26 protein-coding genes are annotated in these 24893 nt (G+C 65.0%); 17 read left to right on the forward strand and 9 right to left on the reverse strand.

What is annotated here, in order from left to right; all coding sequences use genetic code 11:
* The first annotated feature begins 24 nt into the window (after positions 1 to 24).
* Positions 25 to 630: a class I SAM-dependent methyltransferase gene (locus ACX80O_RS09355; RefSeq protein ID WP_459333271.1), complete on the forward strand. Its 606-nt coding sequence runs from the start codon at positions 25 to 27 to the stop codon at positions 628 to 630.
* 65 nt (positions 631 to 695) lie between these two features.
* Here ACX80O_RS09355 and ACX80O_RS09360 read toward each other — a convergent pair whose 3' ends face one another.
* From ACX80O_RS09360 to ACX80O_RS09370, 3 genes are all read right to left on the reverse strand, one after another.
* Positions 696 to 1331: a uracil-DNA glycosylase family protein gene (locus ACX80O_RS09360; RefSeq protein WP_237715347.1), complete on the reverse strand. Its 636-nt coding sequence runs from the start codon at positions 1329 to 1331 to the stop codon at positions 696 to 698.
* Between the two features lie 98 nt (positions 1332 to 1429).
* On the reverse strand, positions 1430 to 3061 hold the full coding sequence (locus ACX80O_RS09365) for an alpha/beta fold hydrolase (protein ID WP_459333272.1): 1632 nt from the start codon (positions 3059 to 3061) through the stop codon (positions 1430 to 1432).
* 166 nt (positions 3062 to 3227) lie between these two features.
* Positions 3228 to 3518 carry a hypothetical protein gene (locus ACX80O_RS09370; RefSeq protein WP_459333273.1) on the reverse strand — a complete coding sequence of 97 codons (291 nt, stop codon included), beginning with the start codon at positions 3516 to 3518 and terminating at the stop codon, positions 3228 to 3230.
* 236 nt (positions 3519 to 3754) lie between these two features.
* Here ACX80O_RS09370 and ACX80O_RS09375 point away from each other — a divergent pair, with 236 nt between their 5' ends.
* Positions 3755 to 4435: a TetR/AcrR family transcriptional regulator C-terminal domain-containing protein gene (locus tag ACX80O_RS09375; RefSeq protein ID WP_459306359.1), complete on the forward strand. Its 681-nt coding sequence runs from the start codon at positions 3755 to 3757 to the stop codon at positions 4433 to 4435.
* Here ACX80O_RS09375 and ACX80O_RS09380 read toward each other — a convergent pair.
* The 4 genes from ACX80O_RS09380 to ACX80O_RS09395 form a co-directional block, all read right to left on the reverse strand.
* On the reverse strand, positions 4417 to 4788 hold the full coding sequence (locus tag ACX80O_RS09380; protein ID WP_459306361.1) for a hypothetical protein: 372 nt from the start codon (positions 4786 to 4788) through the stop codon (positions 4417 to 4419). The genes ACX80O_RS09375 and ACX80O_RS09380 overlap by 19 nt on opposite strands.
* A 266-nt stretch (positions 4789 to 5054) precedes the next feature.
* Positions 5055 to 6275, reverse strand: a complete 1221-nt coding sequence (locus ACX80O_RS09385; RefSeq protein WP_459333274.1) for an NAD(P)/FAD-dependent oxidoreductase — start codon at positions 6273 to 6275, stop codon at positions 5055 to 5057.
* 3 nt (positions 6276 to 6278) lie between these two features.
* Positions 6279 to 6488, reverse strand: coding sequence for a hypervirulence associated TUDOR domain-containing protein (locus ACX80O_RS09390; protein WP_459333275.1), 210 nt, complete (start codon positions 6486 to 6488; stop codon positions 6279 to 6281).
* A 164-nt stretch (positions 6489 to 6652) separates the two neighbouring features.
* The gene (locus tag ACX80O_RS09395) at positions 6653 to 7195 is read right to left on the reverse strand and encodes a hypothetical protein (RefSeq protein ID WP_459306364.1); all 543 of its coding nucleotides are present in this window, start codon (positions 7193 to 7195) and stop codon (positions 6653 to 6655) included.
* A gap of 139 nt (positions 7196 to 7334) precedes the next feature.
* On the opposite strand from ACX80O_RS09395, the gene ybaK reads away from it, so the two are divergent.
* Entirely contained in the window at positions 7335 to 7820 is a 486-nt protein-coding gene (gene ybaK, locus ACX80O_RS09400) for a Cys-tRNA(Pro) deacylase (protein ID WP_459333276.1), read from the forward strand.
* A gap of 35 nt (positions 7821 to 7855) precedes the next feature.
* Here ybaK and ACX80O_RS09405 read toward each other — a convergent pair whose 3' ends face one another.
* Together ACX80O_RS09405 and ACX80O_RS09410 are read right to left on the reverse strand one after the other, a co-directional pair.
* Positions 7856 to 8518, reverse strand: coding sequence for a peroxiredoxin-like family protein (locus tag ACX80O_RS09405; protein ID WP_459306368.1), 663 nt, complete (start codon positions 8516 to 8518; stop codon positions 7856 to 7858).
* A 164-nt stretch (positions 8519 to 8682) separates the two neighbouring features.
* A complete protein-coding gene (locus tag ACX80O_RS09410; protein ID WP_459333277.1) occupies positions 8683 to 9495 on the reverse strand; it encodes an endo alpha-1,4 polygalactosaminidase in 813 nt (270 codons plus the stop codon).
* Positions 9496 to 9580: 85 nt separating this feature from the next.
* Here ACX80O_RS09410 and ACX80O_RS09415 point away from each other — a divergent pair, with 85 nt between their 5' ends.
* The 14 genes from ACX80O_RS09415 (at position 9581) to ACX80O_RS09480 (ending at position 24882) form a co-directional block, all read left to right on the forward strand.
* Positions 9581 to 10252 (forward strand): GntR family transcriptional regulator, encoded by a 672-nt coding sequence (locus tag ACX80O_RS09415; protein WP_459333278.1) that lies wholly within the window; start codon positions 9581 to 9583, stop codon positions 10250 to 10252.
* 77 nt (positions 10253 to 10329) lie between these two features.
* Positions 10330 to 11151, forward strand: a complete 822-nt coding sequence (locus tag ACX80O_RS09420; RefSeq protein WP_459333279.1) for an SDR family NAD(P)-dependent oxidoreductase — start codon at positions 10330 to 10332, stop codon at positions 11149 to 11151.
* Positions 11144 to 11848 (forward strand): carboxymuconolactone decarboxylase family protein, encoded by a 705-nt coding sequence (locus tag ACX80O_RS09425; protein ID WP_459333280.1) that lies wholly within the window; start codon positions 11144 to 11146, stop codon positions 11846 to 11848. The genes ACX80O_RS09420 and ACX80O_RS09425 overlap by 8 nt, the downstream gene beginning before the upstream one ends.
* Positions 11845 to 12864 (forward strand): TAXI family TRAP transporter solute-binding subunit, encoded by a 1020-nt coding sequence (locus ACX80O_RS09430; RefSeq protein ID WP_459333281.1) that lies wholly within the window; start codon positions 11845 to 11847, stop codon positions 12862 to 12864. Before ACX80O_RS09425 ends, ACX80O_RS09430 begins: the two co-directional genes overlap by 4 nt.
* A gap of 6 nt (positions 12865 to 12870) precedes the next feature.
* Positions 12871 to 13392, forward strand: coding sequence for a hypothetical protein (locus ACX80O_RS09435; protein WP_459333282.1), 522 nt, complete (start codon positions 12871 to 12873; stop codon positions 13390 to 13392).
* Positions 13389 to 15608 carry a TRAP transporter permease gene (locus tag ACX80O_RS09440; protein ID WP_459333283.1) on the forward strand — a complete coding sequence of 740 codons (2220 nt, stop codon included), beginning with the start codon at positions 13389 to 13391 and terminating at the stop codon, positions 15606 to 15608. The genes ACX80O_RS09435 and ACX80O_RS09440 overlap by 4 nt, the downstream gene beginning before the upstream one ends.
* Positions 15605 to 16837, forward strand: coding sequence for an MFS transporter (locus tag ACX80O_RS09445; RefSeq protein ID WP_459306382.1), 1233 nt, complete (start codon positions 15605 to 15607; stop codon positions 16835 to 16837). Before ACX80O_RS09440 ends, ACX80O_RS09445 begins: the two co-directional genes overlap by 4 nt.
* Positions 16834 to 18072, forward strand: coding sequence for an L-2-hydroxyglutarate dehydrogenase (gene lhgD / locus ACX80O_RS09450; protein WP_459306384.1), 1239 nt, complete (start codon positions 16834 to 16836; stop codon positions 18070 to 18072). Before ACX80O_RS09445 ends, lhgD begins: the two co-directional genes overlap by 4 nt.
* Positions 18069 to 19001, forward strand: coding sequence for a dihydrodipicolinate synthase family protein (locus tag ACX80O_RS09455; RefSeq protein ID WP_459333284.1), 933 nt, complete (start codon positions 18069 to 18071; stop codon positions 18999 to 19001). The genes lhgD and ACX80O_RS09455 overlap by 4 nt, the downstream gene beginning before the upstream one ends.
* Complete coding sequence (locus ACX80O_RS09460; protein WP_459306388.1) at positions 19001 to 19774, forward strand: SDR family oxidoreductase; 774 nt, start codon at positions 19001 to 19003, stop codon at positions 19772 to 19774. The genes ACX80O_RS09455 and ACX80O_RS09460 overlap by 1 nt, the downstream gene beginning before the upstream one ends.
* Positions 19775 to 19857: 83 nt before the next feature.
* Positions 19858 to 20754: a fumarylacetoacetate hydrolase family protein gene (locus ACX80O_RS09465; RefSeq protein ID WP_459333285.1), complete on the forward strand. Its 897-nt coding sequence runs from the start codon at positions 19858 to 19860 to the stop codon at positions 20752 to 20754.
* The gene (locus tag ACX80O_RS09470; protein WP_459333286.1) at positions 20754 to 21947 is read left to right on the forward strand and encodes a CaiB/BaiF CoA transferase family protein; all 1194 of its coding nucleotides are present in this window, start codon (positions 20754 to 20756) and stop codon (positions 21945 to 21947) included. The genes ACX80O_RS09465 and ACX80O_RS09470 overlap by 1 nt, the downstream gene beginning before the upstream one ends.
* 44 nt (positions 21948 to 21991) lie before the next feature.
* Positions 21992 to 23152: an acyl-CoA dehydrogenase family protein gene (locus tag ACX80O_RS09475; RefSeq protein ID WP_459333287.1), complete on the forward strand. Its 1161-nt coding sequence runs from the start codon at positions 21992 to 21994 to the stop codon at positions 23150 to 23152.
* Positions 23149 to 24882: an IlvD/Edd family dehydratase gene (locus tag ACX80O_RS09480; RefSeq protein WP_459333288.1), complete on the forward strand. Its 1734-nt coding sequence runs from the start codon at positions 23149 to 23151 to the stop codon at positions 24880 to 24882. The genes ACX80O_RS09475 and ACX80O_RS09480 overlap by 4 nt, the downstream gene beginning before the upstream one ends.
* Positions 24883 to 24893: the final 11 nt, after the last annotated feature.

A 24893-nucleotide genomic window follows, 5' to 3' on the forward strand; every position in this document is an offset into this window, starting at 1 on the left:
TCTTGATCGTATGCCTTGTAGGCTGTGCCAGTGAATGATGAGACCCTCTGGGCAGCAGAAAACCGTGAACACCCGGGCCACTCCGCCCGCTACATCGAACGCTTCGAGGCGATGCGCGCTGACGGCAAGGACCTGCATGGTGAGGCACGGCTTCTCGACGCGATGGCGTCCCGGAGTAGCCGGATCCTCGACGCCGGGTGCGGCACCGGCCGGGTTGGCGGGGAACTGGCACGGCTGGGACACCACGTCACCGGTGTGGATGCGGATGCCGAACTGATCGCCGCGGCGCTCAGGGATCATCCCGGATCGCGGTGGCAAACCGCAGACCTAAGCGCGTTGGAACTCGGCGAGACGTTTGATCTGATTGTCTGTACCGGAAATGTGTTGCCGTTCCTGGCTCCCGGGACGGCACCGGCAGTGCTACGCCGGCTCGCCGGTCATCTCACCCTGGACGGCAGGCTGGTGGTCGGCTTCGGCAGCGACCGCGGATACCCCACCGGGAGCTTCTTCGCCGACGCCGACGCCGCCGGGCTTGAACGACACAACGAGTTCTCCACCTGGGACCTCAGGCCGTGGCAGCCGACGTCGTCGTTCCTCGTGGCAGTGCTCGCCCCCGCGCAGGCCGATTAAACGACAGACGGCACCCGGCGAGAGCCATGGAGGCTTCTCTCTGGGCGCCGTCAGGCGGGAGGCACTCAGGCGCGGCTAATACCAGCGCGAGCCATCGCATCGGTGTAGGCGGCTTGCATTTCCTGGCGCCACACTTCCTGCTTGGCCGGGGATCCCGCAAACGCGCGGTCCCCAGTGGAGCGCACCTTATAGACCTTGAAACCGCGGCGCTGAATGGCCCGGTTCTCCAGCTGGGTGAGGCGGCGAGCCACCTTGTGGGCATCGGTGCCGTGAGCCACGAGGGCCGAGGCACGGGAGACGCGCTGCAGGAAGGCCAGCAACGGCTTGACACCCTCGTCGATCTGCTCTGGAGTGAGCGCCTTCTCTTTAACCTCGGTGACATACCAGGGGTAAACGTTCCAGGGCATCACGAATTTGGGCTGCAGCCCAACGCTTTCATAGATTTCAGCGGTGCGGATGGCACTCTGATCGTCGTTCTCCGCCGACACAAATCCTGAGGCGAGGCTCGCGCCGGGGTTGGAGAACAAGCTCACAATCCGACACTCGTCGAGGTCATGTGCTGGGTCAATGTAGGGAAGTGAACGGTCCGGCTTCTGCTCGGCCAGAGTGTCACACATCCGGTTGATTTCTTCGATGTTCGGGTCGTAACGTCGTTCCCACTGCTGTGCTCGGTAAGCCGGGTCCGCCATGCGTCGTGCCAATTTTGCCTCCTCGCGGACAATGCCTGAAGTGGCAATAATGTTATCCGCAGTCTTCCAGCTTACGCGCCCCAGCCGGAGGAGGTGACCCGGGTCCGGGTTCAGCGGGCCACGAGTGGATCGTTCCGCAGGACGAATTCGAGAATTCCTGCTCCTACCGCTTCGGGAGCGCTGTGGTGAACGGCGTGCGGACTTCCCTTAATTTCCAGGAGGTCTCCCTGCTGGGCCGACTCCGCGAGGGTCCTGGACCACCGGGAGCCAGCGATCGGATCCCTGGTGCCGCGCATCACCAGAACTGCTTGCCTGACCATCGGGAGGCGCTCTTCCAGCCGGTAGGCCATGGCGACGGCGAGTTCGGTGACATACCAGCGGGGTCCACAGCGCAGGACGTCAAGGAATTGTGAACTGTTGAGCAGCGGCTTTTCCAGTGCCGAGTTGAAGGCCAGTCGTGGTGCCTGCCGTAGGAGTGTGCGCTGCTCAGCATCGACGGCGGCCCCGATCAGGACGAGACTGCTCACCAGATCCGGGCGATCAATAGCCAGTTCGGTGGCGCTTTGCACCCCCATCGAATGACCCACCACCACGCAGGGGCCGACACCAATATCATCGAGCAGGGCGCCGATTAGCTCCGCGTTGGCAGGGTTGGTGAGCTTGTGTGCTGGCCTACCGGTCCAGCCGTAGCCTGGCAGATCAATCAGGTAGGTATCGCCGTGATCGGCGAGCACAGCGCCGAGGCGTTTGAAATAGCGATGGGACATGCCGATGCCGTGGATGAGCACAAACGTCCGTTGGGCGGATCCTGGTCCGGTAGCGGAACCGGCGGTACTGGCACCGGTGTGCAGGAGCGGGTAGGCCCGACACTGCCTGTCGCCGACAGTGATGCTGTGGAACTTGGTGATATCCGACGACACCGATGCGCCGGCTCTTCGACTAAGCACGGTGCGAACCCGTGAAATGACGGTTTGCGATCCGGTGGGAGCAGGCGACACCCGATTTGACGGTGCCACGGCGAGGTCATTCCTGTGGAGGAAATCAAGGATGGCCTGCGCAACTTCTTTGGCTCCACCGCGGTGGGCAACGTGGGGCTGCCCAGGAATTTCCACGAACGCGCCGTCTCTTGCTTCCCGGGCCAGGCGCGAGCCCCAGGGTTGCCTCGAGACTGGATCTTTGCTTCCGCGAATCACCAACACAGGGGAAATCACTAGTGGGAGGCGCTCGTGGAGGCGGTAGTTGAGCATGATGGGCAATTCCGTGAAGTACCAAGGCAGCCCGCATCGCGCATAGTCGGCCAAGACCATGGCGTTGGTGAGGGGCCGCTCTTTCAGACTGTCCAGGGCGAGGGTCATCGTGTGCCAGAGAAGCGACCGGCGAGCCGCATCGGTAACCGGTCCGATCAGGACCACCTCGGACACCAGATCTGGGCGCTGGAGGGCGAGTTCAGTGACGAATTGGGCGCCCATTGAGTGACCAATGAGCACGCAGGAACGGATGCCAGCCGCGTCAAGCGCCTTGGCTATGGCGGATGCGTAATCGTCGACCGTCAGTTGCTGCCCGGGCTTTTGAGTTCCACCGAAACCCGGCAGATCCAGCGTGTGCGTGTGACCATGATTGGTGAGAATGCCCTGCAGCCGGTCAAAGTAGCGGTGCGACATCCCAATCCCGTGCACCATGACGAAATGGGGTGCGTCCGCGGCCGCTTCGGGCTTAATGGCGGACCGGAGACGGCACGACATCAGATCAACATCAGTCAAGGGAGTTCACCAGATCTATGAGAAGGCGTGGATTGTGTGGACGCTGAGCCTACCGGCCCAAAGATCAGCCTCGCGAAACGCCGGCCGGCAATAATCACGCGTGGAAACGGTGGGGAAGCCGTATTGGCTCCCCCGCCGCTCACCAAGATTACGCGCTGTAGCGTTCGCGGCTTCCCGACTTCGCCAGGCCGCGTGCGATCATGTAAGCGATCGTCAGGTAGGTAATGAGCTCCATGCCCTGGTGGGCATCGAACATGTCAATGCCGTCTTCGTTGTCACCGTCGCCGACGACAACGGCGGTGATGATCGTGGCGATCACCATAGCGATGTAGGCGAAAAACTCGGTGGTCTTCGTGGCAGACTTGGTTTCGGTGGACCGACGGTTGTCGACGCTACCGTTATGAGCCGAAGTGGCAGCGCCGCTGTTGTTGTTGGACATGGCTGTATCTCCTGAGAAATTGGATTGGTCAAAATCAGACCGGGAACCGCGCTCGACAGAGGCGGTTGAGTAAGGGAGTAGCAAGATTTTGCGGGCTGCTTCACGAATCGGCTACGCTGTAGAAACTACAGCGTAGATCTAAATAAAGCAAGCTTGCTTACTAAAGGATGTTCATTGGTGAACTTTCGACGAGCCAAACACGCCCCGGCTCAAACAAATCCGCGTCTGGTACCGCGGTGATTCCTGGTGGAGGCCGACTGAGCCGAGCTGTCGTGCTGGCTGCAGCCCTTGAGTTGGTGGACGACGACGGCCTTGAATCGTTATCCATGCGGAAGCTGGGACAGAAGCTTGGCAAGGATCCGATGGCGCTGTATAGATACGCCCACAACCGCGAGGCACTCCTGGATGGCCTGACTGAGATTATTTGGGATCAGCTGGAAATACCACCGGTCGAGGAGTGGAAGGAACAGCTTCGGAAGACTGCTCATGAGTTCCGGAACTTGGTTCTCAAACACCCAAATGTGGTTCCACTACTGGTGACCCGACCCCTCTCGACCCCCCTTGGCCTCCGTCCTCCCGGAGCGCTGCGTCCCATCGAGCAACTCTTGGCCCTCCTCATGAAGGCCGGCTTTGATTCGCGAGGCTCCCTGCATGTTTACCGGGCCTACTACGGGTTCCTTTTCGGGCATATCATCAACGAGCTCGAGGAGTTTGTAGTGGATGCTGATGAGGACGAAGAGGTGCTGAGACTGGGCTTGCAACGCCTTGCGAAAAAGGACTTTCCCCATCTGCGCACCCTGGCGCCGTTGCTTGCCGACTACGATGGCAAGTCCGAATTGGACCAGGGAATCGACATCCTGCTTCAAGGGCTTCAGATCAGTTTGGACCGGGCCGATGTTCAGGCATCATCGCCATAGATGAAGCTCTTCGCGAAGGCCACCGCCTTCCTGAACGCGTCGTTGCGGAGCGAGATCTCGTCGGTCCCATCACTCGATTCGAGGTACGCCGTGCTACCGGGACGGAGCACCCAGATGTCGCCCTCCGGTGGCAGGTAAAATACGCCGAAGGAACGCTGCGTCCGATCGTCACCCCAGATGGGGACCGCTGCCACTGCCGCTCCGGTATCCACGTTGATCCACTGCGCGCGCGGCTGTGGTTCAGCCGCGGCCGCCGGATCCAGGAACGGTGCGGTGCCTTTCCCCCAGCGTTCCTCGAAACGCTCGTGGAAGGCGGGAACTAGCTGATCGTCATACCGGCGCCATCCGGACATTGCATCCTCCTTACCTCCCAGATCCCTGACAACTCCAGCGAGTGGGGTGGCCCCCGTTGCCCCGAGCGGGAACCACCCCGGCTTGGCTGCCGTTCACGCGTCAGGCGTTGATCTCCTGCCGGGGACTGTCGGTCCTCAATGAGGGCTGACATAGATTTTTATAGCACCAGCGAAAAACTGATGCAAGAGGAATGTTCAGCAATTTGATCTGCAATCCGCGGATTGAGGGATGCCAGCAACCTACGGGACGAACGGGACGCCGTGGACTAGGCGCGGCCTTTCAGGATCAGCTTCCAGTACACCTGGGGCAGGATGCGCCGTTCCAGGATGAAGGTCATGTGCCGTTCCCGCATGATGCCTTTCCACGGGATGGAGGGCTTGGCGTGGTACTGGTCGTCAAATTCGGAGAACACCACGGTGGACCGTGACACGGTGAACGGGCAGGCCGAGTAGTTGTTGTATTTTGCTGTGACGCTCTTCCCTTTCAGGGCGGCCAGCAGATTCTTTGCGACCACCTGGGTTTGTTGCCGAAGGGCAGCGCCTGATTTGGAGTTCAGGGCTGCCGCGGCGTCGCCGAGTGACCAGACGGCGGGATACCTGACGGAACGCAGCGTCTCGGGGTCCACCTCCACGAATCCTGACGGATCGCCGGCCGCTGGAAGATCGGTGGCTTTGAGCCAGTTGGGCGCCGATTGCGGCGGGACGGCATGCAACACATCGTAGGCAAGGGTTTCGGTGCTGCCGGCAGCACCGCTGTCACGGACCGTGACGGTGCGCGCACCCGCATCCACTTCAGTGATCTCGCTGCTGACGCGCAGCTCAATCCCATAGTGGGCGATCTTGCGGTTAAGCTCCTCATTGGCCACTGCTTCGGGAAACACCGTGGGCGTCGGAACTATCAGCACCACGCGAATGTTCTGCAGAACACCCTGCTGGGCCCAGTAGTCGCAGGCCAGATACATCGGTTTTTGCGCCGCTCCCCCGCAGCTCAACGGGCCCGGTGGCAAATTGAAGACGACTGTCCCCTGCCGCATGGCCCGCAACAGGTCCCAGGCCTTCGACGCAAGCGCAATCTCGTAGTTCGACGCGCCGTATTCGGACGCCATCGCATCGGCCAGGCCGGGCACAGCGTTCCAGTCTTTTTGGATTCCAGGGCAGACCACCAGCTGCTCGTAGCGAACCTGGGCGCCGGAGGCCAGATGAACAGTGTGCCGTACCGCGTCGACGTCGACGGCGGCGTCCTGAATCCACTGAACCCCGCGAGGGATCACCGAGGCCTGGGGCCGGATGGCTTCGGCGGCCGCGGCGGTCCCGCCCGCGATATGGGAGAACAGTGGCTGATAGAGGTGGTCGGAGCTTGGCTCCACCACCGCAATATCCTTGGCGCCATACCTGCGCAATCGTGCCGCGAGGGATATCCCCGCGTTGCCTCCTCCAATCACGACTACCTGATGGTGAGCGACGGTTGAGTTCCCGGCAGCTGTCACGGTCTAGCCCGACTTCTCGGTCAGGGCGCTCGCCTTATGAGCTGCCCGTGCCCCGGTCTTGCCGGACTCGACAATGTATTGCGGCTCGTCGTCGCTGGCCCGGTGGGTGTTGCCGTCCAGCTGGAAATCGCTGGTCTTTTTCTCCACGATGGTTCCGTAGGTGGTGCCCTGCGGAGTGTTCCACTCCACGCTAGTGCCCTTGCTCAGTGCCACAGTAACTCCTCTAATCGACAGTGTGCTTACCAGCCTATGTCTCGTTTGGTGTGGGACGCCGACCGGCCGCTTCCGCGACGCACCGGCTCAACGCGAGGAGGGACAGGCCGCGTTGGCCCGCCCCTCCACCGTGGACGTCTATCTCGCCCAGAAGTTACCGTGGCTCAGCGACGGTTTGCGAGGCCGCTCAGCACATTCTTGGGTCGCTGCATTTCGCCTTGCTGCGCACCGAGCACGATGACCGCTCCGCTGACAGCGGGCAGGATCCACTGAACAACCTTCAGCTGCTTCTGGGCCGCCGCCAGTTCAGGTGAGCTCGAGGCGCCGGGCTCGGTTGCACCCTGCGCGCCTTGATCGGCGAGTTCTCCGACCTTCTTGCCGAGAATTCCGGCGTACAACGACAGGCCCATTCCGGCGACTGTTACCACTGACTTGATTGTGGTGTTCGCCAAAGCACCATCTTGTTTGGCCACCCGGCCCTTGTTGCCGAGAATCAGGCCGACGCCGCCAATGGCGTGTGCGCCGAAGGCCGCGACCTGAATGGGGGTCCATTTGGCCCAGCCCAGTGCTGCCAGTCGGGTGCGTTCTTTCGGGTCTTTAGCCTCGGCGGCTGCGCCGTTGAGGCCCACGGCACCCATCAGTGTTCCACCGAACCACGCGGCGGCGCTCAAATCGTGGACGGATCGTGCCAGTAGATTTCCAGCCATCGTGATCACTCCTTGCTAGAGGTCTTCCGTCTTATGACGGAAAGAAACATGCCCTAAGCATACTTACTATAAGGGGGTTCCGCTACCAACTCTGCTGCCAGACCCGTCTTTGACGCCGGTTATCCACTAGGCTTCCCGCATGAATCACACGCCACAATCGACCCCCGCCACCGTGGCCCTGGCCCTGGCCGGGATCGACTTCACAGTGCAGAGCTATGCCCACGACCCGGCATCCGGCAGCTATGGAACGGAGGCCGCAGCAGCTCTGGGAGTCGAGGCTTCCCGTGTCTTCAAGACGTTGGTGGTGGACGTCGACGGCGTCCTCACGGTCGCCGTCGTCCCCGTTTCCGGCACCCTCAATCTGAAAGCACTCGCAACCGCCTGCGGGAAAAAGAAGGCGGCAATGGCCAACCCGGGGGCTGCGCAGCGGCGGACCGGCTACGTGCTGGGCGGAATTTCTCCGGTGGGCCAGCGTCAGCGCAGCCCGACGGTGGTCGATCAGTCAGCCCTGGAATTCGACAGGATCCTGGTCTCCGGCGGGCGGCGCGGACTGGAGATTGAACTGGCTCCGGCGGACCTGATCCGGGTGAGCGGCGCACTGGTCGCCCCCATCGCGGCTGACTGACGGAAAAGCCTGTGACAGACGGCCAGCAGACTGGTTCAGCCTTTGCTGAATCGGTCAAGAGCCTCAATGATCTGCGGTACCTCGGTGCGTCGAGTGTAATCGGCGTGAACATCAGCGAACCGGACGGTGCCGACCTGGTCCACCAGCAGGACCGTGGGGAACGGAATACCTGCCGTCGAATCGGCGTTGCTGTCCGCCACATCGAAGCCCAGTTCCGAATGCGCTTCGCGGGCGTCGGGGCTCGGCTCGGTGAGCAGTCCCAGTTGACGGGCGAGTCGGCTGCCCGGATCCGACAGTACGGTGAAGCCGAGCTCACCGTTCTCGACGGCGGCGCGGGAGCCGTCAGGCGTCTGCGGGCTGATGGCGATGAGCTGGATGCCATGCTCCGTCAGCGTTGGGAGCAGGTCCCGCTGGTAGGTCTTGAGGGTGATGTTGCAGTAGGGGCACCATGCGCCACGGTAGAAAACAACGACGGCGGCGGCCTCGGCGAGCACCTCGCTCAGTTCCACCGGTGAACCATCCACAGCTGTCAGCGCGGCGTCCGGTACCGTGTCACCCTCCGCGACGGCTCCCTGCGGAAGCCCCTGGCGGGTGAGATCCTGCTGCTCCCGGGCGAAAACCGCCGACAATTCGGGCCCGATCTGCGCAGTGAACCCGGTATTAAAGTGGTCTACCTGCTCTGCGATGCTGCTGGACATAGTGGTCTCCTTCGATAGAGGCTGCTAAACCTGCCTGCCTCCGACGGTAGAACACCCGAACGCCGTGTGGCCAGCGCCCAGTAACATCGCGCAACACACGGTAGGAGACGATCGGAAGGGTATCCCGACATCATGGAGCGCAATCAGGCAGCAATGGTCCGGGGTCAACGATCAACGCCAATCTGACATCTCCGATACAAGTAGCCAGTGTCGCCGGGCACGGTTAGAAGTCTGTCGCGGAGGATGGTCATCGCTGGCCGATCATCCGCGGCGCAGGGGTCGGCGACACCAGACTGCTCAGGATATTCGATTCCGAGGACAGCGGTCCCGTAGACGTCCGTGTAGGCCGAACACTCGTTGAATTCAATGCACTGTTCTGCGACGGCAAAGTCAAAACCAGCTTCCTTCAGCACCGGTGATTCTTCGGCAGCGTTCTTCTGCCCGACCAGCATTCCGAGGTTGTGACCCTTCAGCACCAGCGCTCGCGCTAGCTCGACGTTGTCCGCGAGGGTCAGGAGCTCGGCAGACCGACTATACGAATCGAGATTATCCAATTCAACGGCGTCGAACCCTCGGTCGGCGCACTGCCCCAGGCCTTCGCCGATCCTCTCTGCGATGAGAACGCGGTTGGCCTCCGTGCCCGTGTCCAGGATGTACTCGTCGGGCCAGTCCGGGTCAGCGAGCGGTTCGCCGTCGACGTTGAGGACCAGACCATCGGTCATCCAGGACGATGATTTCCCCGGCTGCGTCTGGAAGGCGTTCAAATAGCAGATCGAGTATATTCCGTCGGCTGGCTCCTGGGAGACGTCTCGAACGACGACACTCACTCCTGGTGATGGTTTGTAAGCACCGCCGAGCTGGTAATCGAACTGGGCATCCTCGGGGAAGCCGTCGGCCACCGTGTCATTCTGCGGGGAGCAGGCTGCCAAGGCGAGGCCGGCGATCAGGACAGCGCACACGCTCCGGAGGATCGTCACGACTAAACGGTAGCCTGCGTCACCAACGATAGTGTTCCGCTAGAGTCATGCAGGTGAAGAATGCCCTGCGGACCTCCGGTTCGCCGTGATCGACGACCACACAACGGACTCCCAGCGGCCCACCACCGCCCCAGCCTTTGTGCTCGCCCAATTACGCCGGGCCATCATTGCCGGGGAGCTCCTCCCCGGCCAACCCCTTCGGCAGGACGCACTTGCTGAGCGCTTCGGTGTCAGCCGGGTCCCCCTCCGCGAGGCCTTCAAAGTTCTAGAGGGTGAAGGTCAGGTGGTCTACGCACCGCACCGCGGCTACAAGGTGGCCACCCTGTCGCTGACCGATCTGCTCGAGGTGTACCGGATCCGCGAAATCCTCGAAGCCGAAGCCGTGCGGGTAGCGATCAGGCGGTCGGACGAGGATATTGTCGGCAAGCTGAGAACCGCTGCACAGGACGTGGAGACAGCGAGCGCCTCCGGCGACCTGCTCACCATGACCGAGGCCAACCGCCGATTCCATTTCCTCATGGTGACCGAAGCCCGGATGCCGCGCCTTGAGAAGCTGATCCAGGTGCTGTGGGACGCCACCGAGACCTACCGGTTCGTCTACTACGGCGACGAAGCCAACCGGCACCGGGTCGAGGACGAGCACCGGCGCATCATCGACGCTTTCGCCGACCGCGACATCGACCGGGTCATCATCCTGCTCAACGAACACCGAAATCATGCGGTCGAAGCTTTGAGAACGTTCCTCGACGCCCGGTAGTTGTTTGCAAAACGCAAATATATTTGTGTGATGCGGGTTACATTTTGCGTGCTAATTGGATACAGTATCCAAATGACTTGCTCACCACGGCGAACATCAACGCTACCCGCCTCGCCCCCTACCGGGCCTTCGGAGCAGAACTCGTCGATCCGGCAGCATCCATGAGTGATTGGCTGGGCCTCAGCGGCCAGCGGGTTCTCATCGCTGGCGCCGGCGGAATCGGCAGTGCCCTGGCCCGTGCTTTCGCTGATGCTCAGGGCTCCGTCGTCGTCGCCGACGTCAACCCGGCCGGCCTCGCCGCCCTGGATCCGCGGGTCCACCCCCTCGAAGTCGACCTATCGACGACGGCGGGCTGCGAGGACGCCGTAGGCCGCGCCGCGGCCGAGCTCGGCGGGCTCGACGTGCTGGTGCACGCGGTGGGAGTCAACAACCGGGTTCCCCTCCTGGACACCACGGACGAGGACTGGGACCGCATGATCTCCATCAACCTCACCAGCGCCTTCCGCCTCGGCCGGGCCGCCGGGAAGCTGATGGTCGCCGCCGGTTACGGCCGCCAGGTCTACTGCTCCTCCGTCTCCAGCCTGCTCGCCCACCTGGACCACGGCCCCTACGCCGCCAGCAAGGGCGGCCTCAACCAACTCCTCCGCGTGATGGCCCGCGAATGGGCGTCCCACGGCGTCACCGTCAACGCCGTCGCCCCCGGCTACGTGGAAACCGAACTCACCCGCGGACACCTCGACAAACCGGGCGTCCGCGACCACTACACCTCGCTGGTCCCCGCCGGCCGGCTCGGCACCACCGGCGACCTCACCGGCCCCGCCCTCTTCCTCGCCTCCCGCCAGGCCGCCTTCGTGACCGGCCACGTGCTCTACGTCGACGGCGGGCGAACCCTTGTCTAAGCAAGAGCTGGCGGCGCCACAAGCCACCGAGAAGTCCCACGGCGGGCGATTCCCGCTCCTGGCACCGGACGCCCTCGACGACGAACAGCTCGCCCTGTACAACACGATCGCCGGCCCACCCCGGGCGGGCGGCCCGTTCCTGGTGGTCGACGCCGACGGCCACCTCGCCGGCCCATTCAACGCTCTGCTCTATGCCCCGCAGATCGGCCAGGCCGTCCAGGCGCTCGGCGCCGCTCTGCGCTTCGGCGGGAAATTGCCCGCCCGGACCCGGGAACTGGTGATCTGCGCCGTCGCCGCCGAACGCTGCTCGGCCTACGAGTGGTACGCCCACAGCCGGGTGGCCCTCACCGTCGGCATCACCAATGAGGAACTGGGCAGCCTTCGTGGGGGTTTCCTACCGGCTGAGCTGCCCGACGACGAGCACTCCGCCCTCACCTTCACCGCCGCCCTCCTGAGCGGACGGACCGTGACCGACAGCGACCACGCAGCCGCCCTGAAGCATCACGGACACGCTGGTATCACCGAACTGTCCATCCTGGTGGGCTACTACCGGGCCCTATCCGGGCTACTCGCGGCCGGCGACGTCAACGCGCCGATCGTCAACGCACCAGACCCCGACGCACCAGGTGCCCACGAAGCCACCCCCAATTCTCATCCTCAATCGCACATCACCACCACAAAGGGAGAACACCCATGACAACCTCACCACTGCACCGTCGCAGGGTCCGGCTTGCCGCAGCAGCACTCACCGTCCCCGCACTGTTCCTGTCCGCATGCGGCAGCCCCGATACCAGCGGCGGAGGTAGCGGCGGCGGTGATGCCAGCGGCGGCGCCGACGGCGGCACCCTCTCCATCGCCACCGGCGGCACCGGCGGCGTCTACTACCCCCTCGGCGGCGGCTTCGCCACCATGATCCGCGACAACATCGAGGGCTACGACGCCACCGTCCAGGAGACCAACGCCTCCGTCGACAACATGCTCCTGATCGAGAACGGTTCAGCCCAGCTGGCGTTCGCGGTGGGCGACGTCGTGTCCGACGCCGTCGAGGGCGTCAACGACTTCGAGGGCAACCCCATCGAAACCTGCTCGCTCGGCAACACCTACAACAACTTCATGCAGGCGGTCACCGTTGACGGCACCGGCATCGAGGGTGTCGCTGACATGGAAGGCAAGGTCGTCTCGGTCGGTGCTCCCGGCTCGGCCACCGAGGTCGCCGCACTGCGCATCCTTGAGGCGGCTGGCGTTGACCCCGAATCCGGCGTGGAACGCCGTCAGCTCGGCGCGGCGGAAACCGTTGCGGCACTGCGTGACGGCACCATCGACGCCGGTTTCTGGTCCGGCGGCCTGCCCACCGGCGCGCTGATCGACCTGGCCAGCGACGGCGACATGAACCTCCTCAACATCGGCGAATACGCCGAGCAACTCTCCACCGAATACGGCGAGTACTACGTCGAGGAAGACATCCCCGCCGACACCTATGAGGGCCAGACCGAAGCGGTGTCAGCGATCGCCTCGCCGAACATCCTCGTCGCCAGCCCCGAAATGGACGAGGAGCTGCAGTACAACATCACCGCGGCGATCTTCGACAACGTTGAAGCCCTCACCCAGGTGCACCCCGCCGCCGTCGAACTGGATGCCGCCACCGCCGGAGACATTTCCTACATCGACACCTGCCCCGGCGCCCAGAAGTACTTCGACGAAGCCGCAGGCTAAGCACTGATGCGCAAGCCCGCCGTCGTCGTCGCCGTCCTGGTGTGCCTTGGCACGCTGGGCGGTGGGGCATTCGCGGTTGCTGCCCAGGAGGCTCCCGAACAGGGTTCACCTGGACGCAGCATCGTGATCACCAACGACGACGGCGGGCTGGCCTCCGTGGCCCTATCTGGAGACACTTTCGCGGTCAGCTACCGCAACTCGCTGTACGGAACCATCGCCGAGGAACGCTACACGGTCCTCCCCGACGGCAGTTTCCGGCTCGACCAGATCGCCGCCGACCAGCTCGCGGTGCTCGAGGAGTATTACGGCGTCCCCGGCGCCCCTACCCCCGCGGACCCTACCGACCGGCGGAACTTCGTGGTCGATCCAGACCCAGCACACCCCGCCGTGTTCACCGACCTTTCCCTTGCCGCCACCGATCTTGGTGAACGCACCCTCCACCTGCCCGGAACAGCGCCCGTTCCGCTGTGGGCCTTGGTCGACGACGACCAGCCCTTCATCCTGCTAGCTATCAAGGAGACCCCATGACCGAGCGAATTGACGGCGACGGCGCCGTCAAGGCCGGCAAGCAGCACCGCCCCACCCCCGACGAGGCAATCGACCCCAGCCGACGCGACCAGGCGAGAATCCCTGAGGATGCCTCGGTCAACCCGATGAACCGCAACGACGAGATCGACGAAGACGCGCTGATCGCCGAATTCGAGGCCGAAAAGCCCGCCCGTCAGTTGACCGGCATTCCGGCCCTGGTGGTCAAGGTGGTGGGCGCTGGCCTGTCAGTCTTCGCCCTGTACTGGGTGTTCAATCCGATGGCCACCCAGTTTTACCTGCCCGCGTTCCTGATGATCGGGCTGTCCCTGACCTTCCTGGTGTACCGGGGGTGGGGCCGGTCGTCGAAGGCCAAGGACGCGGGTAAGTCAGACAATCCGCACCTTCTTGACTGGGTGCTCGCCGTCGTCGCCGTGGTGCCGTTCGCGTACATCATTTCCGACTGGGATCCGTTCTTCCGCCGGGCCATCGTGCCCACCTACCTCGACCTGATCATGGGCGTCATCGCCATCCTCGTGGTCCTTGAGGCGGCACGGCGCACCGTGGGCATTCTGGTGCCCCTGGTGGTCCTGGGTTTCTTCGGCTACGCCTACTGGGGCCCGTTTTTTCCAGCACCGTTCACCACCTCATCCTTCGACTGGATCCGGCTGGTGGGCCACAACGTGATGGGTACGCAGGGTATTTTCGGGGTCCCGACGGACGTCGCCGCAACGTACATCATTTTGTTCACGATCTACGGCGCCGTGCTGGGCGCCTCGGGTGCCACTAAGTTCTTCATTGACCTCTCCTTCTCGGCGTTCGGTCAGTCGAAGGCCGGCCCCGGCCGGACCGTCACCCTCGCCGGCTTCCTGCTGGGTACCGTGTCAGGGTCCGGCGTCGCCACCACCGTCACCCTCGGTGGGATCTCCTGGCCGCTGCTGCGCAAGGCCGGCTACCCGAAGGAACACGGTGGTGGCATCCTCGCCGCCGCCGGTATCGGCGCCATCATGTCGCCTCCCACCCTCGGCGCCGCGGCGTTCATCATCGCCGCCCTCCTTGGGGTGTCCTACCTGCAGGTGCTGATCTGGGCCACCATTCCGACCTTGCTCTACTACTTCGGCATCATCCTCGCCATCGAGATGGACGCCCGACGGTTCAAGACCAAAGCTGTCGCCATGGACGTCAAGCCGGTAGGGAAGCTGCTGCTGCGCTTCGGTTACCACTTCAGTTCGCTGATCGCCATCGTAGTGTTCATGTCCTTCGGCATGACGCCGTTCCGGGCCGTGGTGTTCGCCACCGTCCTCGCGTTTGTGCTGAGCTTCTTCGACCGCGAATCCTGGATGACCCCGAAGCGGATTTTCGATGCCCTCGCCACTGGTGCCACCGGCGCTCTCTCGGTCATCCCGGTGATGGCAGCAGCCGGGCTGATCGTCGGCATCATGACCCTCACCGGTCTGGGCCTGAAGCTCGCCAGCATCATCGTCGACTTCGCCGGCGGCAGCCTGCTGCTCACCGCGATCTTTTCGGCCATCGCCGTGATTCTCCTGGGTTTGGCGGTCCCCGTGACCGCAAGCTTCATCATCTCCTGGGTGATCATCGGACCTGCCCTGCAGGACGTAGGCGTGCCAGCCTTCGCCGCCGCGATGTTCATCTTCTACTACTCGGTACTCAGCGAGGTGTCGCCTCCGACGGCGCTCTCCCCGTTCGCGGCGTCCGCCATCACCGGCGGCAAACCGATCAAGACCATGTGGCTCACCTGGCGGTACACGCTCTCCGCCTTCCTGGTGCCGTTCATCTTCGTCCTCTCCGGAACGGGTGTCGGGCTGCTGCTGCAGGGCGGCGTCGCCACCATCGCGCTGGCACTGTCGGTCTCGCTCCTCGCGGTTGCCGCGCTGGCCGTCTCCACCGGCGGGTGGCTCATCGGCCCGGCCCGCTGGCCCGAACGGGTCATCCTGGGCATCGGCTCACTGCCGCTGCTCACCCTTGACCCGCTCTACATCGGGATTGGCGTGGCGATCATCGCCGTCGGCGTCCTGGTGCACCTGGTCGGGCGGAAGCGTCACCCGTACGATCCCGACGCCGACGATGCCGCAGTTCCTTCGGATGCTGATTCGGCCTCCAGTACGACGTCGGGCACCTCCTCGAGGTCCGCGGCGCACCGTGCGCCGTCGTCGCCAACCACCTCACCGAAAACGACGACGGATCCCACCGCTTCATGACCACAGCACCGTCGACGCGCGCAGCAGTCACCATGCTGCAGGCCGTCTCCGTCACCACCACAGGGGTGCTTCCTGCCTTCCTGCTAGGTGCGTTGGCGGTGCAGATCCGCGGTGACCTGAACATTGGCCCGGCGGAAATGGGGATGGCTGCAGCCACCCTGTTCACCGTGTCCGGGGTGCTGGCCCGGCCGTTGGGCGGGCTGGTGCAGCGGATTGGTGCGGCGAAAGGCATGGTCGCCTCGGCGACGCTCGCCGCGGTCGCGCTGGCCGGTGCCGGTCTGGCGCCGACGTTCGCGCTTCTGATTGTTGCCTTGTTCGTCGGCGGTCTGGCCAATGCGATGGCCCAGCCGTCGGCGAACCTCGGCATCTCCCGGGCGGTCAATCCCAGCCGGCTGGGGCTCGCGTTCGGCGTCAAGCAGTCGTCCATTCCGGCGGCCTCCATGATCGCCGGGATTGCCGTTCCGTTGATTGCCCTCGCCGTCGGCTGGCGGTACGCGTTCCTGCTCGGCTCGCTGATGGCCGTCGCCATTGCTGTCTGGGCGTTTATCAGTGCACCCGGCACCCGTCCCACCCAGCCCGGGGAAACCCCCAAAGCTGACCGGGGCACCCCCAAGGGTGGCCTGGTGATGCTGAGCGTGGGCGCCGGCTTCGCTGCCGCGGCGGCGACTTCGTTGGGCGTATTCCTGGTGGACTCGGCCGTGGAGTCCGGGATGGCGCCCGGGACCGCCGGCCTCTTGTTCGCCGGCGCTGCGCTGCTGGGCCTGATGATCCGCATTGTGCTGGGCCTCGCCATGGACAAGTACCCGCACCGCAGCCCCCTGGTGCTGATCACCAATCTGTTGGCCCTCGGCGTGATCGGGTACCTGCTGCTCGCCCTGGGCACCAGTTCACTGCTTTTCGTCCTCGGAGCCCTGCTCGCCTACGGCGCTGGGTGGACATGGCCCGGCCTGGTGCACTTCGCCGTGGTCCGGGACAACCGCGCCAACGCGGCCACCGCCACCGGCGTCATCCAGACCGGCCTTTCCCTGGGCGCGGCGGCCGGTCCGCTGCTGTTCGGGTTGCTAACCGCCGCCACCTCGTATGACACCGCCTGGCTCGCGGCCGCCGTCGTCGCCGGTCTGGCCGCCGTGACCTTCACGGTGGCGCGGCGGATGATCCGCCGGTCCCGGGCAGTCATCGCCGCTCAAGTACCTACTGACACCTTGACCCCAATGGAGGAGAAAAGATGACGCCCACGCGTTTCGCAGTGGTGGGAGGCGGGATTGTTGGTGCCGCCGTCGCCCGCCGGCTGCTGCAGGTCCAGCCCGACGCCCACGTCACAGTGCTCGAAAAGGAGCCCATCCTCGCCGGGCACCAGACCGGGCGGAACTCCGGCGTCGTCCACGCCGGACTGTACTACACGCCGGGATCGCTGAAGGCACGGCTCTGCCGGCAGGGCGTTGACATGCTCAAGGCCTACTGCGCCGAGAAGGACCTGCCCTACGACGAGTGCGGGAAGGTGCTGGTTGCCCGCAACCCCGTCGAGGAGGGCCGGCTGGGAGACATCATGGAGCGCGCCGTCGCCAACGGGGTGCCGGGCGTGCGCATCATCAACCAGGACGAACTGCTGGAACTTGAGCCCCACGTCAAGGGCACCTCCGGCATCCACTCCCCGCATACGGCGATCGTCGACTACGGCGCTGTCACCCGTTCCCTTGCCATGGATGTGGTGGCCGCGGGCGGCACCGTCCACACCAACTTTGAGGTCACTGGGCTGACCGAACGCGCCGGGCAGACGGTGGTCACCGGAACGCATCATGGCGTCGAAACGTCCGACGTTTACGACACGGTGATCGTCTGTGCCGGGCTGCAGGCGGACCGGGTGGCGAAGCTGGCCGGCGACGACGACGACCCCAAGATTGTGCCCTTCCGCGGCGAGTACTACCTGCTGCGCCCCGACCGCCGCCATTTGGTCCGCGGGCTGGTGTACCCGGTGCCGGACCCGCGGTACCCGTTCCTCGGCGTGCACCTCACGCCCACCACCAACGGCGAGGTGATGGTGGGACCCAATGCGGTGCTGGCCCTCGCCCGCGAAGGTTACAAATGGTCCACCATCTCACCGCGCGACCTCAAGGACGCGGTGATGTACTCGGGATTCCGGTCCTTCGCGAAGCAGCACTGGCGCACCGGCGCCGCCGAGATGCTTGGATCGTTGAGCAAGCGCCGGTTCGTTGCCGAGGCCCGCAAATACGTTCCAGAGATCACCGCCGACGACGTCGTCCCCGGCCCCCGCGGCATCCGCGCCCAGGCGCTGACCCGCGACGGGTCGCTGGTGGACGATTTCCGGATCACCCGGCAGGGTTCGGTGCTTTGCGTCCGGAACGCGCCGTCGCCCGCCGCCACCTCCTCGCTCGCCATCGCCGAGCACATTGTTTCGCTGGCACTCGAGAACGCCACTGGCCGAAAGGACACCACCTCCCTGTGACTACACACCCTCCAACCAACTCCCCCGTCCCCCCGCTCGCCCGGGGCCTCTGGGGCGTGCTCGCCACTCCCTTTCACGGCAGCGACTTCGCCGTCGACACCGAGTCGCTGCGCAGCGAGGTCCGCCTCTACACCGGACTCAACGCCACCGGCATGGTGGTGCTCGGCGTGTTTGGCGAGGGCGTCTCCCTGGACACCGCCGAGCAGACCCTGATCGTGCAGACCGTCACCGAGGAAGCCGGCGACACCCCGCTGGTGGTCGGTCTCTCGGCGCGGTCAACGGCGGTCGCCGTCGAACAGGCACGGACGGCCGTTGCCGCAGCAGGCAACAACCTGGGCGCCCTGATGGTGCAGGCCAACAGCGCCAACCCCGAGCTCCTCGCAGCGCACCTGGCCGCCATCAACGAGGTCATCCCGGCCGAGACCGGCGCCGGGATTGTCCTGCAGGACTACCCGGTGGCTTCCGGCGTGAAGATCAGCGCCGCGCAGATCCTCGCAGTCCTTGAGCGGTGCCCGTTCATCAGCGCCGTGAAGTCCGAAGCACCACCCACCGCCGTCCCCATTGCCGCGCTCACCGCAGCCACCACGGTGCCGGTGTTCGGCGGGCTCGGCGGCGTCGGCTTGCTCGATGAGCTGGCCGCCGGTGCAGCAGGCGCCATGACCGGGTTCTCTCACCCGGAAGGATTGCAGGCAGCGCTCACCGCGTTCGCCGACGGCGGTTTCCCAGCGGCCCGCGCGGCGTTCGCTTCATGGCTGCCGCTCGCCAACTTCGAGGGTCAGCCCGGCATTGGGCTCGCCTTGCGCAAGGAGATCCTGCGCCGCCGCGGCATCATCGCCGACGCCGCGGTTCGCCCGCCCTCCCCCACATTGCCGTCGGCACTAGCCGACATGATCGATGCCCACCTTGATGCTGTGAAGGAAATTGCCTGATGGATACCGGACTTAAAGGGAAAAACGTATTGGTGCCGGGCGCGAGCTCGGGCATCGGCCTGGCCATCGCCCAGGCGCTGGCCGACGAGGGCGCCAACGTCGTCCTCGCCGCCCGCCGTGAGGACGTCGTGCAGGCCGAAGCGGCCAAGCTGCCCTTCGCCGTCGGGATCACGATGGACCTGACCGACGACGGCTCCCCCACTGCCCTGGTCGAAGCCGCCGAGAAGGCCTTCGGCCCGATCGACGTGCTGATCCTCAACGGCGGCGGTCCGCCTCCCGGTGGGGCCGCTGACGTCAGCGATGAGCAGGCTCTCGCTGCCGTACACCAGCTGCTCCTGCAGCACATGCGCCTGACCAACCTGGTGCTCCCCGGCATGCGCGAGCGCGGCTGGGGCCGTATCGTCGCCGTCGGCTCCAGTGGCGTGCAGCAGCCGCTGCCCAACCTGGCGCTCTCCAACATCGGCCGGGCTGGCCTGGCCGGCTACCTCAAGACCCTCGCCGCCGAGGTAGCAGCCGACGGCGTCACCGTGAACATGGTGCTCCCAGGCCGGATCGACACGGATCGGGTGGCGTCCCTCGACGCCGCAGCGGCCAAGCGCACCGGCAGCACCCCCGGCGAAGCCCGTGCCGCATCGGAAAAGACCATTCCCGCTGGCCGGTACGGTGCGCCCGAGGAGTTCGGCGCCGTCGTCGCCTTCCTCGCCAGCGTTCCCGCCGCTTACGTGACGGGCGAACAGATCCGCTGCGACGGCGGACTGGTCCGCGCGTACTAGCTCCTGCACTTTCCCGGCTCTCTTGAACCTCTGCATCTCTCGACTCTCGACCTTTAGAACCTGAACAGAAGGAAACCCTGACCATGCATTTGGCCTCAGTCCGCGAAGGCGGCGACGAGCTCGCCGCAGTGATCCACCCCGTGCGCGGCGTCGCATTGGTCCGCGACCTCATCCCCGGCTTCACTGGTGACCTGCTCGAGCTGCTGGCCACCGATTCGCTGGGCAAGCTCGAGTCGTTCGCCGAGTCGGCGGACACGGCGATTTTCCGTGACCGGGATTCGGTGACCTTCGGCGCCCCGTACCGGCATCCGCGGATGCTGTGGGGCATTGGCCTGAACTATGTGGAGCACGCCTCGGACCTGTCCGAAGGGGTGCCGGACGAGCCGGCGTCATTCATCAAGGGCGACCACACCGTCATCGGCCCGGGCGAGAACATCACCATCCCGCACCAGAGTGTGCGCACCACCGCAGAGGCTGAGCTGGGCCTCGTGATCGGCAGCTACTGCCGCGACGTGGAGCCGGAGGACGCGCTGTCCTACGTGGCCGGCGTCGTCACCCTGCTGGACCAGACCGCCGAGGACATCCTGGAGAAGAACCCCCGGTTCCTCACCCGGTCCAAGAACTTCCCCGGCTTCTTCTCCTTCGGGCCGGAAATCGTGCCCCTGGCGGAGGTAGCGGACGACGCCGGGTCGCTGGCCGCCGTCGAGGTGTCCACCGTGATCAACGGTGAGGTGCACCGCAGCAACGTGGTGGGCAACATGAGGTACTCCCCCGAGTACCTGGTCAGCTTCCACAGCAAGGTGATGCCGCTTTACCCGGGCGACATCATCTCCACCGGCACGCCGGGCGCCGTGCACATCAAGGCGGGCGACGTGGCTGAATGCCGCATCCCCGGCGTAGGTGTGCTCAGCAACCCGGTGGTCGACCAGGAAGCTGCTCCCCAGGAAGACAGCGTTTCATCAGGAAGGCCGTGGCAGTAGTGAGTAACAGGCCCGACGACGGATTCCCAGCGGGACCCCTGGACGGCATCAAGGTGGCCGACTTTTCCAGAGTGCTCGCAGGACCGTTTGCCTCGATGATGCTGGCCGATTTCGGGGCCGACGTCATCAAGGTGGAAAGCCCCTCCGGCGATGACACCCGCAGCTGGACGCCGCCGGTGGACGAGTACGGGGTGGGCACCTATTTCTCCAGCGTGAACCGCAACAAGCGCTCGGTGGTGTGCGACCTGGCCACTCCCGAGGGTCAGGCGACTGCACTGGAGATCGCGTTGACGGCGGACGTCGTGATCGAGAACTTCCGGCCCGGCATCATGGAGCGGTTCGGGCTGGACTACGACTCCCTCAAGGACCGTAGGCCTGACCTGATTTACTGCTCCATCACGGGGTTCGGCAGCGCCGCTGGCGCGCACCTGCCGGGCTATGACCTGCTGGTGCAGGCCGTCGGCGGGCTGATGAGCGTCACCGGTGGGCTCGATTCCGAGCCCAGCAAGGTTGGCGTCGCGCTGGTGGATGTGGTGACCGGACAGAACGCTGTCGTCGGGATCCTCGCCGCCCTGCGGTCGCTGGAGCAGACCGGGGTGGGCCAGCGGGTGGATGTGAACCTGTTGTCGTCGCTGCTGTCGGGGCTGGTGAACCAGGCGTCGAGCACGCTGGCCACCGGTGAGTCGCCGCAGCGGATGGGCAACGCGCACCCGAGCATCGCGCCGTATGAGACGCTGCGGACCGCCGATGGCCCGCTGGCCGTCGCCGTCGGGACGGACAAGCAGTTCGCCGGGTTGGTCCGGGTGCTCGGCGTGCCCGAGCTCTCCAGCGATGAGCGGTTCGCTGGCAACTCGAACCGGGTGGCCAACCGGGTGGTTCTAAAGTCCCTGCTGGAACAGCAGCTATGCTCCAAATCCGCCGCCGACTGGTCGGAGCTGCTCAGCGTCGCCGGTGTGCCGGCCGGGAAGGTGAACTCGATTGTTCAGGCGCTGGAACTTGCGGACACGCTGGGACTCGCCCCCGTCGTCGAGATCGCCAACGCTGACGGGTCCCGGACCAGCCAGCAGGTCGCCAACCCGATCCACCTGTCCGGGACTCCCGCCCGTTACCGGCGCCCGCCGCCTCTGCTGGGGGAGCACACCGGCGCCGCCTTTGACGCCCCCGCCGTCCCCGCACTACACCACCTACAGTGAAAGCAGGATCCCCAGTGACCTCCTCAACAGTTGAAAGCAGAACCATGACTGACATGTCAGACCTGATCGGTATTGAATCGCTCCTCTCCCCCGAGGAAATCACCTTGCGGGAGACCGTGCGGTCCTTTGTGGACAGCGAGATCAAGCCCAACATCGCCCAGTGGTACGACGACGCCGTCTTTCCCATGGAAATCGTCCCGCAGATGGCCGAGCTGGGCCTGCTCGGCATGCACATCAAGGGCTACGGCTGCCCCGGAAAGTCGTCGGTCGAGTACGGGCTCGCCGCGATGGAGCTGGAGGCCGGCGATTCCGGTCTGCGGACCTTCGTGTCGGTGCAGGGCTCGCTGGCGATGAGCGCCATCTACAAGCACGGCTCGGAAGAGCAGAAGACCGAGTGGCTGCCACAGATGGCCGCAGGTACCGCGATCGGTGCGTTCGGGCTGACCGAGCCCACTGCCGGCTCCGACCCCGGCGCGATGCAGACCTTCGCGAAGCGTGACGGGTCGGACTGGATCCTCAACGGCGAGAAGCGCTGGATCGGTCTGGCTTCGGTGGCGAAGCTGGCCATCATCTGGGCGATGACCGACGACGGTGTCCGCGGCTTCGTGGTGCCCACTGACAGCCCGGGCTTCGTGGCGACGCCGATCAAGCAGAAGCTCTCCATGCGTGCGTCCATCCAGTGCGACATCACCCTCACCGATATCCGGTTGCCGGAGAGCGCAATGCTCCCGAACGCCAAGGGGCTGCGTGGTCCGTTTGAGTGCCTGAACGAGGCGCGCTACGGCATCATCTGGGGCGCCATGGGCGCGGCCCGGGACAGCTACCTCACCGCCCTGGCCTACTCGCAGGAGCGTCTGCAGTTCGGGAAGCCGCTGTCCGGCTACCAGCTGACGCAGGAGAAACTGGTCAACATGGCGTTGGAGATCAACAAGGGCACCCTGCTCGCGTTGCAGCTGGGCCGGTTGAAGGATGCCGGGACCCTGCAGCCGTACCAGATCTCGGTGGGCAAGCTGAACAACTGCCGCGAGGCGATCGCGATCTGCCGTGAGGCGCGGGCGATGCTCGGCGGCAACGGCGTCACCCTTGATTACTCGCCGCTTCGGCACGCAAACAACCTGGAAAGCGTCAGGACCTATGAGGGCACCGACGAGGTGCACACCCTAATTCTGGGCAACCACATCACCGGCGTCCCCGCGTTCCGGTGAGCGACCCCACTGCCCCCGAACCCGCTACTCCGACCGGCAATCCTGCCACCGGCATCCGCAAGGGCCTGACCAACTACGGGGACGCCGAGTTCTCGCTGTTCCTGCGGAAGGCGTTCATCAAGGGTGCCGGGTACTCCGACGAAGCCCTGGACCGGCCGGTGATCGGAATCATCAACACGGGCAGCGGCTTCAACCCGTGCCACGGCAACATGCCGGCGCTGCTGGAGGCAGTGAAGCGTGGGGTAATGCTCGCCGGCGGGTTGCCGGTGGACTTCCCCACCATCTCCATCCACGAGAGCTTCTCGCAGCCCACCAGCATGTTCCTGCGGAACCTGATGTCGATGGACACGGAAGAGATGATCCGGGCCCAGCCGATGGACGCCGTCGTGCTGATCGGCGGCTGCGACAAGACAGTACCCGCCCAGCTGATGGGTGCGGCGTCGGCAGGCGTGCCAGCGATTTCGCTGGTGACCGGCTCCATGCTGACCGGCGGTTACCGGGGCGAGCGGGTGGGTGCATGCACCGACTGCCGGGCGTTCTGGGGCAAGTTCCGGGGTGGCGAGATTTCCACACCAGAGATCGACGACGTGAACTCGCGGCTGGTCGGCAGCGTCGGCACCTGCTCGGTGATGGGCACCGCCAGCACCATGGCGTGCCTGACGGAGGCGATGGGGATCGCGATGCCGGGATCGGCGTCGGCTCCCGCGGTCACCGCTGACCGGGTGCGGATCGCTGAGGCGACTGGGACCCAAGCCGTTGCCCTGGCCGCGGCTGACACGAAGATGAACACCATCCTCACCCAGGAGTCGTTCGAGAATGGGCTGCGGGTACTCCTGGCCATCGGCGGATCCACCAACGCGATCATCCACCTCACCGCGGTGGCTGGTCGGTTGGGGATCCGGTTGTCGCTGGAGCAGCTGGACCGGATGAGCACCGAGACGCCAGTGTTGGTGGATCTCAAGCCGTCCGGGAAGTACTACATGGAGGACTTCCACCGGGCTGGCGGCGTTCCGGCCGTGCTGCGTGAGCTCGGTTCCCTGATTCACCGGGATGCGCCGACCGTAACAGGTCGGACGCTGGGTGAAGAGATTGACGACGCCGGCCCCGGCTTCCCGCAGGACATCATCCGGCCGCTGTCCAACCCTGTGTATCCGGAGGGAAGCCTTGCGTTCCTCCGAGGGAACCTGGCGCCGGGCGGGGCGATCATCAAGCAGGCAGCCGTATCGCCTGCGCTGCTGGAGCACACCGGCCCGGCCGTGGTGTTCGAAAACACGGCAGACCTAGCGACACGGATCGACGACCCCGATCTGGACGTCACCGCCGATTCCGTGCTGGTGCTGAAGAACATCGGTCCGGTCGGTGCGCCCGGGATGCCTGAGGCCGGATACCTTCCCATCCCGAAGAAGCTTGCCTCGCATGGAGTACGCGACATGGTGCGTATCTCGGACGGCCGGATGTCCGGCACCGCCGCGGGGGCGGTGGTGCTGCATGTGACGCCGGAGTCGGCTGTCGGCGGTCCGTTGCGGTTGGTGCAGACCGGGGACACGATCACACTGAGTGTCAGCCGTCGGTTGATCCAGTCTGAGGTGCCGGAGGCTGAGCTGGCGCGGCGCGAGGAAGCTATGGGTCCGGCAGCACCAGTTGTCCCGGAGCGTGGCTATCGGAAACTATTCGTCACCGAAGTGACCCAGGCGGACGAGGGCTGCGACTTCCGCTTCCTGCAGGGGTAGTAACCTCAGCC

The organism is Arthrobacter glycogeni (assembly GCF_054511155.1).